Here is a 12947-nt window from a genome sequence, read left to right on the forward strand (position 1 = left end):
CCAATCGCGCGAGCGGCCGGCTCGCGCGATCTCGACCGCGTCTGCGGCCTCAGAACAGGTCGGCGTAGCCGAGAAAGCCGACCGCATCGCCCGGCTCGACCCGCACGATGTACTCGCCGAGCTCGATCAGGCCATCCGTCTCGATCAGCGACGACAACAGGCCGGCCCCTTCGCGGGGAAACTTGGTCGCCTCCAGCGCGCCGTCCGCCGCCCGGCGCAGCGAGGCGCGGACATATTCGCGGCGGCCGCTCTTCTTCTTGTAGCTGAAGGCGGCCCGGACCGGCGTCGGCAGCAAGGCAGACGGCACGGCGCCCGACAGCGCCAGCACGGTCGGCCGCACGACATGGACAAAGGTGACGAAGCTCGCCACCGGATTGCCGGGCAAGCCGATCAGCGGCGTGCCCTCGATGATTCCCATCGCCACCGGACGGCCCGGCTTGATCGCCATCCGCCACAGCACCAGCGAGCCGGCCTGCTCGATGCCGGCCTTGACGTGATCCTCTTCGCCGGTCGAGACGCCGCCGGTGGTCAGGATCAGGTCGTAGCGTCGCGCGGCCTGCTTGAGCGCATCGGCGAGCCCGACGCGTTCGTCGCGCAGGATGCCGAGATCGCCGACCTCGCAACCGAGCCGCCGCAACATCGCGATCAGCATGAAGCGGTTGGAATCGAACAATTGAGCTTCAGCGCGCGGGCTCCCCGGCGCGGCCAGCTCGTCGCCGGTCGAGAACACCCCGACACGCAGGCGCCGCACCACATCGAGCGTGGTGAGCCCGAAGGCCGCGGCGACCGCGATGTCCTGCGGGCGCAGCCGCCGGCCCGCCGCCAGTGCGATATGGCCGCGCGGGATATCTTCGCCGGCCGGACGCACGTTGGCGCCGGCCTTCAGGCCTGACGGCAGGATCACGTTGCCCGCATCGTCGATCCGCACGTCCTCCTGCATGAACACGGTGTCGGTGCCGTCGGGCATCGGCGCACCGGTGAAGATCCGCACCGCCTGGCCGGGCCGCGCGGCCGTTGCCGGCACTCCCGCCTGCACACGCCCGGCGACGGGAAACGCGCGCTCACCGCTCGCCGGCAGGTCCGTGCCGGAGACCGCGTAGCCGTCGACGGCGGAATTCATGAAAGGCGGCAGCGGCAGCGGCGCGGCCACGTCGTGGCTGAGGATGCGTCCGTCGGCGTCGACCAGGGCAACGGCTTCCGTCTCGCCGACAGGTTTCACGCGCGAGGCAATGATCGCGACGGCCTCGTCAACCGACATCATCGGTCCGCCGAACGCGAAGCAGTCGTCGGAAAGCTGCGCCATGATGTCCCTCAGTCCTCGGCCATCGACAAGATTTGTTCGACCCACATCGCGAACCGCGGCATTATCCTCAAAGCCGGACCATCCGTGACGAATCCCTGGCAGTTCCGGCGAAGCGGCGGAGAGTGGCCAGTCCGTCTCCGATCGTGCTTATATCCCCTGCTTCGCTGCCATGTGAACCCATTGGGACGCCGACCTGTGACCGAGACGACCACCGCTCCCATTATTGTTCCGGACCCGGACGCCCCGCGACTGACGGAGCGCGTCATCGGCATCGATCAGACCGGCGCGCCGATCGAGATCAGGGTACCGGTCGAGCGGCCGCTGACGCTGTACCTCAACGCGCAGGAGATCGTCACGATGATGACGATCAACGACTATCCCGAATACCTCGCGCTCGGCTACCTCCTGAACCAAAACATGCTCAAATACGACGACGTCGTCACCGAGGTCGAATATGACGACGACCTCCAGGTGGTGGTGGTCCGCACCGCGCACCACACCAATTTCGAAGCGAAGCTGAAGAAGCGGACGCAGACCTCGGGCTGCGCCCAGGGCACGGCGTTTGGCGACCTGCTCGAAGCCGTCGAGAAGGTCGCGCTGCCGAAGGCCGAGCTGCGGACCTCGTGGCTCTACCAGATGACGCACACCATCAACACGATGCCGTCACTCTATCTGGAAGCGGGCGCCATCCACGGCTGCGTGCTGTGCAAGGAGAGCACGCCGGTCTGCTACACCGAGGATGTCGGCCGGCACAACGCCGTCGACAAGATCGCGGGCTGGATCTATCGCCACAATGTCGATCCGGCCGACAAGATCCTCTACACCACCGGACGGCTGACTTCCGAGATGGTGATCAAGACGGTGCGGATGGGCATCCCGATCCTGGTCTCCCGCTCCGGCTTCACCGCCTGGGGCGTCGATTTGGCGCGGCAGGTCGGATTGACCTTGGTCGGGCGCGCGCGCGGCAAGCGCTTCATCGCGCTGTCGGGCCAGGAGCGGATCGTCTACGATCAGAACCTCGACTATGTCGAAGAGGAATCGATGCGGCACAAGCGCAAGGGCGAGGCCGACAATGACTGATATCCCGGGGACTGACATCCCGGGCGTGCTGCTGGCCGGCGGCCTCGCGCGGCGGATGGGCGGCGGCGACAAGCCGATGCGCAAGATCGCCGGCCGGACCATTCTGCAACGGGTGATCGACCGTCTCGCCCCGCAATGCACCGGGCTGGTCATCAACGCCAATGGCGACCCCGCGCGCTTCGCCGCCTTCGGCCTTCCGATCGTCGCCGACGATGTCGCCGATTATCCAGGCCCCCTCGCCGGCATCCTGGCCGCGCTCGACTGGACCGCGGCCAACCGGCCGAATGCGAAATGGGTGCTGAGCGCGGCGGGCGACTGTCCGTTTCTCCCGCGTGATCTTGTCGCACGCCTGGAGCAGGCGCGCGCAGCAGAGAATGCCGAGCTCGCGGTCGCCTCATCCGGCGGGCAGGTGCATCCGGTCATCGGTCTCTGGAGCGTGCGCTTGCGGAACGAGTTGCGCCATGCGCTCGTCGAGGAGGACGTGCGCAAGATCGATCGCTGGACCGCGCGCTATCCGCTGGCAACAGTCGAATGGCCGACCGAGCCGCTGGATCCGTTCTTCAATGCCAACACCGTCGAAGACATCATGGAAGCCGATCGCCTCGCCGCACTCGACGGCGGCTGAGACGCGCGCCGCTTGCGTCCGGAACGGACATCCCCGGCTGCGAGCACGCACGCAGCTAGCCGAGCTGTCCGCCGGCCCACCCTCTCCGACCCGTTTCCACGGCGCGCAGATAGTCCAACATCAGGCGGCCGGTTCCGGACAAATGCGCGGCATCGCGGACCACGATCTTCAGCTCGCGCCGCCCCCAATCGTCCCGCAGGGGGATGGCACGAAGACCCATGCCGGCGCCGACGACCGCGAAGGCGCGATCGGGGATCAGGCCGAGCCCCATATTGGCCTGCACCATGCGGCAGACCGCATCGAAGCCGGGCACGTTGATGCGCAGCCGCATCGTCTTGCCGGCTTGCGTCGCCGCATATTGCGAGCGCAGATAGATCGAGCTCGCAGTGTGCAGGCCGATGTGGTCGAAATCGAGCGTCTCGGTGAACAGCAATTTTTCGCGACCGGCCAGGGGATGGTCCGGCCGCATCACGACCACCAGATTGTCGTAGCGATAATGGAAGGCTTCGAGCGCGCGGCTGTCGGCCTCGGCCGAGCAGATGCCGATTTCGGCCGCGCCCTCCTCGATGCCACGCACCACCTGCCCGCTCGGCCGCTCCTGCAGATCGACGCGGAGCAGCTCATGCGCCGCGAAGAATGCTGAGAGGTCCTCCGGCAAATACTGCACGATCGCCGAGAGGTTGGCGAGCATGCGGACATGGCCGCGCACGCCTTGCGAGTATTCCGACAGTTCGACGGCGATCTTCTCGACATTGAGCAGCGTGACCCGGGCATGATGCAGCAGCGCCTCGCCGGCCGGCGTCAGCGCCATGCCCTTGGCGAGCCGCTTGAACAGCGTGACGCCGAACGCGAGCTCGAAATCGTTCATCCGTTTCGACACCGCCGACGCCGCGATCCCCTCGCGCTGCGCGGCGCGGGTGAGGTTCTGCTCGTCGCAGACGGCGACGAAGAGGCGGAGCGTGGTGAGGTCCACCCGGCGCGTCAGCGCGGTCTCCGCCGGCGTGGCGGCGCGCGAAATGTTGTCGACGTCGATGGAGGCAAGCGGCATGGGCGGCGTCCCCGGGAAAGACCGCAGGGTAGCGCTGGAGATGGCGCGGAAGATTCCAAAGCAGTGCGAAATGAGACGGATCGTTGGGAAATGATTCCAACAATGAGCTTGGTGGGCAGATTCTATCCTAAGCTGATCCGTCAGGCGACGAATGCGCTATATTCGGTTCATTCTTTTCGCGCGCGAAGAGGTGGACGCGCTCTTGCAGCGCATCGATGATGCAATCCAACTCCTCTGTTCCAAATATCTCCATTCTTTCGCAGCGAGACAGCCAGTCCCACTGCGTCTCTGATCACGCGGACAAGCACAAACCCCTGAATCTTTGTCGATAAATGCCGCGGCGGATTGACTCAGAGCCGTCCGGAATAGCTCGCGAGCAGCTTCACGAGATCGGCCTGTCGCTTCGTGGCGGTCTTTTCATAGATGCGATGCAGATGAGTCTTGACGGTTTGCTCGGAAATGCCGAGCACCGGGGCGACTTCGGGCACGCCGCCGATCTCGACGATCGCGAACATGACCCGAACCTCCGCTGGCGTCAGCCTGAACTCGTCGGCGATAGCCTCGGGCGGTGACGGCAAATCCAGCTCGGCCTTGCGGACGAACACAGCCGCCGCTGCCGAGTAGGAAACTCCGGCCTTGCGGCGCGCGCCCGAGGTCAAGGGCAGCACATGAGCGACGTAGCGCTCGCCGGTGCGCGCGGTCAGCGGCATCGCGATCCCCTTCTTTCCGACGGCCGCATCGCCCGCCTGGGCCGCCGCGAATATCTCAAGCAGATGCCGGTTGCCCTCGGGATCAAGCGCTGCGATCCGGCCGCGGTTGGAACGCAGCACATTGGCCTCGGCGATCAGGCGATGGGCGCTGGCATTGGCATGGATGATGCGGCCGGTCGAATCGACAATGAACATGCTCGAGACGAGTTCGTCGAGACTGTCCGCCAGCGCCGCTGCCTCGACGCGATGGAGATCGATCACCTTGCCAATCAGCATGGCGCGCCGGACGTGCGGCGTGATCAGTTCGAACCGTTGGCGCATGCGGTCGTCGACCTGGCCCTGCCCGGCGTGACGCATGGCGGTGAACAGTGCGCAGCTCGTCACGCCCTTTTCCAGGTTTGAAAACAGGCCGTCGGTCAGGCCTTGCGGCAACAGCCATTCGCGAAAGAAGCGCGTCCGAACGAACTCCTCGCAGGAAATCACGTCGGGGACGGCGACCGGCTGCTCCACTTCGAAAAAGACGACGCCCGGAAAGATCGGATTGATCTTGCCGTACCCCTCCCGATAGAGCTTGAAATAGTGCGGCGCGTCGGACTCGCGGCCCCACCAGAACAGCGCGTCCGTTGCCCTGCTGACCGAGTCCTGCGAATGCAGGCTGGCGGAGGCCGCGCCGATATAGCCGCAGATACTTTCAAACGCGCTCGGCCACAGTGCCGGGTCGAGCGAAGCATCGTAGATGTCGCCGATGACCCGCGACAGTTCGTCAGCTTCACGCATGTCGGTGGCTCCAGCCTGCTGAACCGACCCCTGCATCGTAGCACGTCCGGGGAGCCGGCAGCCAGCACCTCAATCGATCGGGTGACGCGGCGACCGAACCGATCCGGCAAGTTACGACCGTCGGGTAACCCGCATAACGCCAGCGACTGGCAGGGCCGAGTTCCGACACGGACGGGAGCACAGGCCCTGTAGGGCAACCCAACTGACCCGTGAGATCAGGAGAGGATCATGCGTGACGAAGCCAAGATCAAGTTGCGTGAGAGCCTGCGCGGTACCGTCATCGAACGTGGCGAGGCCGACTACGACGAAGCCCGTGCGCTCTATAATGGCATGATCGACAAGCGGCCATTGCTGATCGCCCGCTGTGCCGATGTCGCCGACGTGATCGCTGCGGTGACGTTCGGCCGCGACAATGACCTGCCAATCGCGATCCGCGGCGGTGGCCATAACGGGCCCGGCCTCGCCAGCGTCGATGACGGGCTGGTCATCGACCTCTCCGCCATGAAGGGCGTTCGCGTCGACCCGGTTACTCGCCAAGCGCGGGTCGGTGCCGGATGCACCCAGGGCGACGTCGACCATGCCACGCACGCGTTCGGCCTTGCGGTGCCGGCCGGCATCATCTCGACGACCGGGATCGCCGGCCTGACCCTGAGCGGTGGCCACGGCTATCTCACCCGCAAATACGGCCTCACCATCGACAATCTGGTCGAGGCCGACGTTGTGCTCGCCAATGGCAGCTTCGTCGTCGCCAGCAAGGACAACAACCCTGATCTGTTCTGGGCGCTGCGCGGCGGCGGCGGCAATTTCGGCGTCGTCACCTCCTTTGTGTTCCAGCTCCACCCCGTCAACATGGTGTTTGCCGGGCCGATCGCCTGGGACCAGAAGCAGGCGCGCACCATCATGCAGCGCTATCGCGACTTCCTGCCGGCAGCACCGGAGGAACTCGGCATTTTCCTCGGGCTCAAGACGGTTCCGTCCAGTCCGCCGTTTCCGGAAGAGCTTTGGGGAAAGCCCATCTGCCTCCTGATGTGCTGCTATGACGGCCCAGAGGATGCGGCCAAGAAGGCTCTGGCGCCGTTGCTCGATGCACTGCCGGCACCGTGGCTAAACTGGATGGGGACGATGCCGTATCCGGCGGTGCAGAGCATGTTCGACGGGCTCTACCCCAAGGGCATGCAATGGTATTGGCGTGGCGATTTCGTCAAGACGCTGCCGGACGCCGCGATCGACATCCATCTCGAGCAGGCCGCGCAAGCGCCCAGCGAATTGTCGCTCATGCATCTCTACCCGATCGACGGCGCGGTGCATCGCGTCGGCAACGGCGAGACCGCATGGAATTGCCGCGATGCGACCTGGTCGATGGTGATCGCCGGCATCGATCCGAATCCGCAAAAGGCGGGGCCGCTCACCCGATGGACCAAGGCCTATTGGGAAGCGGTTCACCCGTTCGACCTCGGCGGCGCCTACCCGAATTTCATGATGGATGATGAGGGCGACGCCCGCCTCAAGGCAACCTACGGGTCCAACTATGCGCAACTGGCGGCGGTGAAGCGCAAATATGACTCCGCCAATCTGTTCCGGGTCAACCAGAACATCAGGCCTGCTGCCTGATGCAGCGGCCGGCGATATTGCGAAGGTGAAGGCTTCGCGAAGGTGATCCAACAAAAAACGCGGCGCCGAGGCGCCGCGTTTCCGAATGCTTTGATCGCGCGAACCGTCAGCCCGCGACCTTGGACGCCGGCACGTCGCGCTGGCGCTTCATCACGATCTTGTTCAGCGCGCCGAGATAGGCCTTGGCAGACGCGACCAGCGTGTCCGGATCGGCGGCGCGCGCGGTCATCGAACGGCCTTCATGGGCGAGACGCACCGAGACTTCGGCCTGTGCGTCGGTGCCTTCGGTCACCGCGTGGACCTGGTACAGCTCCAGCTTGGCCTCGTGCGGCACCAGCCGCTTGATGCAGTTGAACACGGCGTCGACCGGGCCATTGCCCTCGGCTTCCTCGATCTTGATCTGGCCGTCGACGTCGAGCTTCATGGTCGCGCGCTGCGGGCCATGGGTGCCGGCGATCACGGTCAGCGAGGCCAGCTTGATGCGGTCGTGCGCGGCCGCCATCTCCTGGTCGACCAGCGCCTCGATGTCCTCGTCGTAGATATCCTTCTTGCGGTCGGCCAGCGCCTTCATCCGCGTAAAGGCATCCTCCAGCTGGTTGGCGCCGAGCTTGTAGCCCATCTCCTCCAGCTTGTGGATGAAGGCGTGGCGGCCGGAATGCTTGCCGAGCACCAGCGAGGACTGCTTCAGGCCGACCATCTCGGGCCGCATGATCTCGTAGGTCGAGGCATCCTTCAGCACGCCGTCCTGATGGATGCCGCTCTCATGCGCGAACGCGTTGCGGCCGACGATCGCCTTGTTGTACTGCACCGGGAACGAGGTGGCAGCCGACACCACCTTCGAGGCGCGGGTCAGCTGCGTGGTGTCGATCTTGTTCCAGTACGGAAACTTGTCGTTCCGCACGTTGATCGCCATCACGATCTCTTCCAGCGCGGCATTGCCGGCGCGCTCGCCGATGCCGTTGACGGTGCATTCGACCTGCCGCGCGCCGCCGACGATGCCGGCCAGCGAGTTCGCCACCGCCATGCCGAGGTCGTTGTGGCAGTGGACCGAGAAGATCGCCTTGTCGGAGTTCGGCACCCGCTCGATCAGCGTCCGCATGAAGTGGGTGTATTCCTCGGGCACCGTGTAGCCAACGGTGTCGGGGATGTTCACCGTGGTGGCGCCGGCCTTGATCACGGCTTCGACGATCCGGCACAGATAGTCCATCTCGCTGCGGGTGCCGTCCTCGGCCGACCATTCGACGTCGTCGATCTGGTTGCGGGCGCGGGCGACCATCGCGACCGAAGTCTCGATGACCTCCTCGGGGGTCTTGTTCAGCTTCACGCGCATATGCAGCGGCGAGGTCGCGATCACGGTGTGGACGCGGCCGCGGCGAGCGAACTTGACGGCTTCGGCGCAGCGGTCGATGTCGGCCGGATGGGCGCGGGACAGGCCCGCGATGACCGCGTTCTTGGAGCGGCGGGCGATCTCGCTGACCGCCTGGAAGTCGCCTTCCGAGGTGATCGGGAAGCCGGCCTCGATGACGTCGACGCCCATATCGTCCAGCAGCTCGGCGACCTCGAGCTTCTCCTCGAAGGTCATGGTGGCGCCGGGGCACTGCTCGCCGTCGCGCAGGGTGGTGTCGAAAATGATGACGCGGTCCTTCTCGGACTTGTTCACGGTGGCCATGTGAGAAATTCCTTTAAGCTTTGCGCCCGTCATGTTGCTTGGGCGATATCAGGGTCCGGTGATCTCGTACAAACCCCTGAGTGCCCAGGCGCAAACGCCCAGCCGGCCCTCAGGGGCAGGTAAGAAGAAGGCCGCCAAAAAGCAGGGTGGGCGCCGCGGCCAGGATCGCGGCGGTAGCCTGGGCCACCTCCCTCGAAATCCCATCGATTTGGCCGCGAATCAGCATTGCCAGACCCTGTTGAGCGCCGAAATCCTCGGTCAAAACCCTTGACGGTTGGTTGCCGGGACGCGCTATGCGCCGTCGTTCTAGACGATTATGGCAAGCCGCCGCAATGGGTAAAGATGGTCAACGGGGTTGACCTATCGTGCCGCATGGCTCGGCGCGCCCGGCCCCGTCCCTGTCCCCTCACCTCCGCCCGCGCGAAGACGCGCGCAGGCTCGACGGCGAGCGGCCGTAGAGACCGGCGAAGGCGGCGTTGAAACGGCGAACGCTGCCGAAGCCGGCGCGGAAGGCGATCTCGGTCATCGCGTCATCGGTGGTGTCGATCAGCCGCTTGGCGCGCTGCACGCGGCGGGTGGTCGCGACCTGCTGCGGGCTGGCGCCGACGTGGCGCTCGAACAGCCGCCCGAGGTGGCGCGAGGTGATGCCGAGCCGGTCGGCCAACGCAGCAACCGAGCCGCGCTCCAGCGCGCCGCCGTCGATCAGCTTCAGCGCACGCGCAACCGTGGAGCGCGTGCCGTTCCACGCAGGACAGAACGGCGCGGTTTCGGGACGGCAGCGCAGGCATGGCCGATAGCCCGCCGCTTCGGCCGCGGCGGCCGTCGGGTAGTAGGTGACGTTGCGCGGCAACGGGTGCTTCACCGGACAGACCGGGCGGCAATAGATCCGCGTGGTCTTCACCGCGGTGAAGAAACGGCCGTCATAGCGCGCGTCGCGCCGCAGCCGCGCAGCGTTGCAGACCTCGAAGCTGAGCATGGCCGCACACTAGCGCATCGCGCGATCGGCGAAAGTGGCCGGCGGTGATGAGGTCCGATTCCGGCCAGCGTGAACCGCAGCGCTGACCTAGATCGAGCCGATCGATCACCCCTGGAGACATCGCAATGACGAACCCGACCGCCAAGGAAGCCGCCAAGCAAACCGTCCTCAACGCCTGGCAGACGTTCAGGACCCGCGACGCCAACCTGATCGCCGCATTGTTCGCGCCGGATGCCGAATGGATCGCGCCGGCCCGCAACGCCACCGCGGTCGCGCTCGATCACACCGATCACATGATCGGCGCGGAGGCGATCGCGCGCTTCATCTCGACCGAGATGCATCGCCTGTTCTCCGAGATCGACATCGCGTTCCGCGCCGTTCATGCCGACGGCGACAGCGTGATCGTCGAGGAGCGCATGCGCGCGACGCTGCCGGGCGGCCGGCGCTATGACAATGACTACTGCTTCGTCTTCGTGGTCGAGGCAGGCCGCATCAAGCAGGTTCGGGAATACATGGACACGCGCAAGGGCTGGCAGATGGTGTTCGGAGAGGCTGCGGCGTGACGACGGCGGCGTGCGGCGCGATTCGAGCGTGACTTCGCCCGCTTTCTCGCGAGGGGAAGGCTTCCTTTCCCTTGCGGGTCGCGCAGCCTGATTGGCATCGACTAACCTATCCGCACCGCCATGGCCGGGCTCAGCCGTCCGAAGCACGGCGTCGCTTCCGCTCGCCTATGTCCCGGCCAAAACACGAACGCAGCGAAACCTTTCCTACACCATGACAGCATCTGCGGCATCGACCGGCGACAGCTGTGGCGCTTACGCGGCCGGGTAAATCAATCTTTGCTCAACTGGTTGCATCTAGTGTGCCGGCGGCGACCGGGTGTTAGGGCGCGTCCTTTGGTTGGTTAAGGAGATATCAGGATCATGCCCACGACGAACCTGGCCGATGGACCCCATCAGCGCCAAGCCGGCTTCAATCTCTTCCTGGTCGGATTCCTGATCCTGTTCCTCGAACTGGCCTGCATCCGCTGGTTTTCGGCCAAGGTCGTGTTCCTGCAATTCTTCACCAATATCGTGCTGCTCGCGGCCTTCCTCGGCATGTCCTGCGGCTGCCTCGCCGCGCGGCGGACCACCAACTGGCTTGCGCTGTTCCCGGGGCTCGCCCTCGTGACCTTCGCCGCCGTGGCCACGATCATGGCGCTGTATTCCAACTGGGGCCAGTTCGCGGTCGACGTCGGCCATCAGGCCTCGCCCCAGGAGGTGTTTTTCGGCACCGAGTATCGCAACCCGGATCTCGCCAAGTTTGTCGTGCCGATCGAGGCGATCGCCGGGCTGTTCTTCGTGCTGATCGCACTGATGTTCGTGGGCCTCGGCCAGACGCTCGGCCGCGCCTTCGACGCCTACCCGAACCGCGTCGCCGGCTATTCGCTGAATATCGGCGGCAGCCTCGCGGGCATCGTCGGATTCTCGCTGCTGTCGTTCGCGCAGGCGCCGCCGGTGGTCTGGTTCGGCATCAGCTGCGCCGGCATCGTCTACCTGCTCTACCAGGACAAGGCGCTGTCGATCCTGCGCCTTGCAACGATCATCATCGTGGTGGGATTTACCGCCTACTACACCGATCGTTCCGACAGCCACGACATCCGCTGGTCGCCCTATTATGCCGTCGACCTCAACAAATCGAACGGCGTGATCACCGTCAACAGCATCGGCCATCAGGAAATGATGCCGTTCAGCGAGCGCGGCTCGTCCTATTCGCTGATCCACCTGCTGCAGAAGCACAGCGGCGGCGCGCCGTTCAAGAACGTCATGATCATCGGCGCCGGATCCGGCAACGACCTGTCGCACGCCTTGCGCTTCGGCGTCGAGCGCATCGATGCGGTCGAGATCGATCCGGTGATCCAGAACATCGGCATCCACAACCATCCCGACAAGCCCTATCAGGACCCGAGGGTGGTGCCGCATCTCGACGACGGCCGGCATTTCCTGCGCACCACCGAACGCAAATACGATCTGGTGGTATACGCGCTCGTCGACTCGCTGATCCTGCACAGCGGCTACGCCAACATCCGTCTCGAAAGCTATCTGTTCACCGAACAGGCGTTCCAGGACGTCCGCCGCGTGCTGAAGCAGGACGGCGTCTTCGTCATGTACAACTACTATCGCCAGGGCTGGATCGTGCAGCGCGTCGCCGAGATGGCCAAGCAGGTGTTCGGCTGCGATCCGCTAGTGCTGCCGCTGCCCTACAAGGAAACGCTGACCTCGTCCGAAGCGGTCGGCTTCACCACCATCATCGCGGGCTGCAATCCGCGCATCTCGACCGCGTTCCGCGACCGCGGCCAATTCTGGTTGAACAGCATTCCGCCGGAGAACCTCGCGGTCAACGGCTTCGACAAGCCGCAAGAAAAGGGACAGGACAAGGCTGCCGCCCAGCACGGCGACTGGGTGCCGCTGGCGCCGGCGAAACTGGTGGTCGACAATGAAGGCGCCAGGCAATCGACCAGCGACGACTGGCCGTTCCTCTATGTCAGCGGCAGGCTGATCCCCGATCTGACCGTTCGCTCGATGATCCTGCTCGGCGTGCTCGGGCTTGGCCTGGTCTATCTGTTCAAGCCGAAGGGCGCCTGGCGGCCCAACAACCGGATGTTCTTCCTCGGCGCGGCGTTCATGCTGCTCGAAACCAAGGCGGTGGTGCAGATGGCGCTGTTGTTCGGCAGCACCTGGCTGGTCAACTCGGCGGTGTTCTTCACCGCGCTGCTGCTGATCCTCGCCGCCAATTTGTACGTGATCAAGGTGCCGTCGACCCGGCTGGCGCGGCACTATGCCGGGCTGCTGGCGCTGCTGGCGGTCTCGGTACTGGTGCCGCTGGACACGTTCCTGAGCGGCAGCATCGTCTGGCGCTACGTGATCCCGTGCGCGCTGGCGCTCGGCCCGATGTTCTTCGCCGGCGTGATCTTCGCCCGCTCGTTCCGCGACGAAGCCAATCCCGATCAGGCGTTCGGATCCAACATCGCGGGATCTGTCATCGGCGGCCTCGCCGAATCGTGCTCGACCCTGCTCGGCTTCCGCTATCTCCTGATCGTCGCGATCGGCTTCTATCTGCTGTCCGCCTGGATGCCGTCGCGCAAGGGATAGCGATCGCGCGGCACGAA

General features: G+C 65.2%; 10 protein-coding genes. 5 read left to right on the top strand and 5 right to left on the bottom strand.

All coding sequences use genetic code 11. The annotated features are described in order from the left end of the window. Positions 1-49: 49 nt before the first annotated feature. Positions 50-1303, bottom strand: coding sequence for a gephyrin-like molybdotransferase Glp (glp, locus tag JQ573_RS14055; RefSeq protein ID WP_212310429.1), 1254 nt, complete (start codon positions 1301-1303; stop codon positions 50-52). Positions 1304-1498: 195 nt separating this feature from the next. On the opposite strand from glp, the gene JQ573_RS14060 reads away from it, so the two are divergent. Together JQ573_RS14060 and mobA are read left to right on the top strand one after the other, a co-directional pair. After that, on the top strand, positions 1499-2383 hold the full coding sequence (locus tag JQ573_RS14060; protein ID WP_212310430.1) for a formate dehydrogenase accessory sulfurtransferase FdhD: 885 nt from the start codon (positions 1499-1501) through the stop codon (positions 2381-2383). Next, on the top strand, positions 2376-3008 hold the full coding sequence (gene mobA / locus JQ573_RS14065; protein WP_212310431.1) for a molybdenum cofactor guanylyltransferase MobA: 633 nt from the start codon (positions 2376-2378) through the stop codon (positions 3006-3008). Before JQ573_RS14060 ends, mobA begins: the two co-directional genes overlap by 8 nt. A gap of 55 nt (positions 3009-3063) precedes the next feature. On the opposite strand, the gene JQ573_RS14070 is transcribed toward mobA, so the two are convergent. Next, complete coding sequence (locus JQ573_RS14070; RefSeq protein ID WP_212310432.1) at positions 3064-4056, bottom strand: LysR substrate-binding domain-containing protein; 993 nt, start codon at positions 4054-4056, stop codon at positions 3064-3066. A 350-nt stretch (positions 4057-4406) separates the two neighbouring features. Next, positions 4407-5543, bottom strand: coding sequence for a helix-turn-helix transcriptional regulator (locus JQ573_RS14075; RefSeq protein ID WP_212310433.1), 1137 nt, complete (start codon positions 5541-5543; stop codon positions 4407-4409). Positions 5544-5771: 228 nt separating this feature from the next. On the opposite strand from JQ573_RS14075, the gene JQ573_RS14080 reads away from it, so the two are divergent. Continuing rightward, a complete protein-coding gene (locus JQ573_RS14080; RefSeq protein WP_212310434.1) occupies positions 5772-7154 on the top strand; it encodes an FAD-binding oxidoreductase in 1383 nt (460 codons plus the stop codon). 106 nt (positions 7155-7260) lie between these two features. Here JQ573_RS14080 and JQ573_RS14085 read toward each other — a convergent pair whose 3' ends face one another. Then, a complete protein-coding gene (locus JQ573_RS14085) occupies positions 7261-8823 on the bottom strand; it encodes a 2-isopropylmalate synthase (protein ID WP_212310435.1) in 1563 nt (520 codons plus the stop codon). Between the two features lie 406 nt (positions 8824-9229). Then, a complete protein-coding gene (locus JQ573_RS14090; protein ID WP_212310436.1) occupies positions 9230-9799 on the bottom strand; it encodes a bifunctional transcriptional activator/DNA repair enzyme AdaA in 570 nt (189 codons plus the stop codon). Positions 9800-9924: 125 nt separating this feature from the next. Between JQ573_RS14090 and JQ573_RS14095 the strand changes: the two genes are divergently transcribed. Then, a complete protein-coding gene (locus JQ573_RS14095) occupies positions 9925-10362 on the top strand; it encodes a nuclear transport factor 2 family protein (protein ID WP_212310437.1) in 438 nt (145 codons plus the stop codon). A gap of 360 nt (positions 10363-10722) precedes the next feature. Further along, positions 10723-12930, top strand: a complete 2208-nt coding sequence (locus tag JQ573_RS14100; RefSeq protein WP_212408714.1) for a hypothetical protein — start codon at positions 10723-10725, stop codon at positions 12928-12930. The last annotated feature ends 17 nt before the right edge of the window (positions 12931-12947 follow it).

It is taken from the genome of Bradyrhizobium sp. AUGA SZCCT0105 (assembly GCF_018129565.1).
Classification (GTDB): Bacteria; Pseudomonadota; Alphaproteobacteria; order Rhizobiales; family Xanthobacteraceae; genus Bradyrhizobium.

What these genes read in the sequence shown, in the direction of transcription:
- glp (WP_212310429.1), bottom strand. Translation starts at nt 1,303, where the DNA reads ATGGCGCAGCTTTCCGACGACTGCTTCGCGTTCGGCGGACCGATGATG.
- mobA (WP_212310431.1), top strand. Translation starts at nt 2,376, where the DNA reads ATGACTGATATCCCGGGGACTGACATCCCGGGCGTGCTGCTGGCCGGC.
- JQ573_RS14070 (WP_212310432.1), bottom strand. Translation starts at nt 4,056, where the DNA reads ATGCCGCTTGCCTCCATCGACGTCGACAACATTTCGCGCGCCGCCACG.
- JQ573_RS14075 (WP_212310433.1), bottom strand. Translation starts at nt 5,543, where the DNA reads ATGCGTGAAGCTGACGAACTGTCGCGGGTCATCGGCGACATCTACGAT.
- JQ573_RS14080 (WP_212310434.1), top strand. Translation starts at nt 5,772, where the DNA reads ATGCGTGACGAAGCCAAGATCAAGTTGCGTGAGAGCCTGCGCGGTACC.
- JQ573_RS14085 (WP_212310435.1), bottom strand. Translation starts at nt 8,823, where the DNA reads ATGGCCACCGTGAACAAGTCCGAGAAGGACCGCGTCATCATTTTCGAC.
- JQ573_RS14090 (WP_212310436.1), bottom strand. Translation starts at nt 9,799, where the DNA reads ATGCTCAGCTTCGAGGTCTGCAACGCTGCGCGGCTGCGGCGCGACGCG.
- JQ573_RS14095 (WP_212310437.1), top strand. Translation starts at nt 9,925, where the DNA reads ATGACGAACCCGACCGCCAAGGAAGCCGCCAAGCAAACCGTCCTCAAC.
- JQ573_RS14100 (WP_212408714.1), top strand. Translation starts at nt 10,723, where the DNA reads ATGCCCACGACGAACCTGGCCGATGGACCCCATCAGCGCCAAGCCGGC.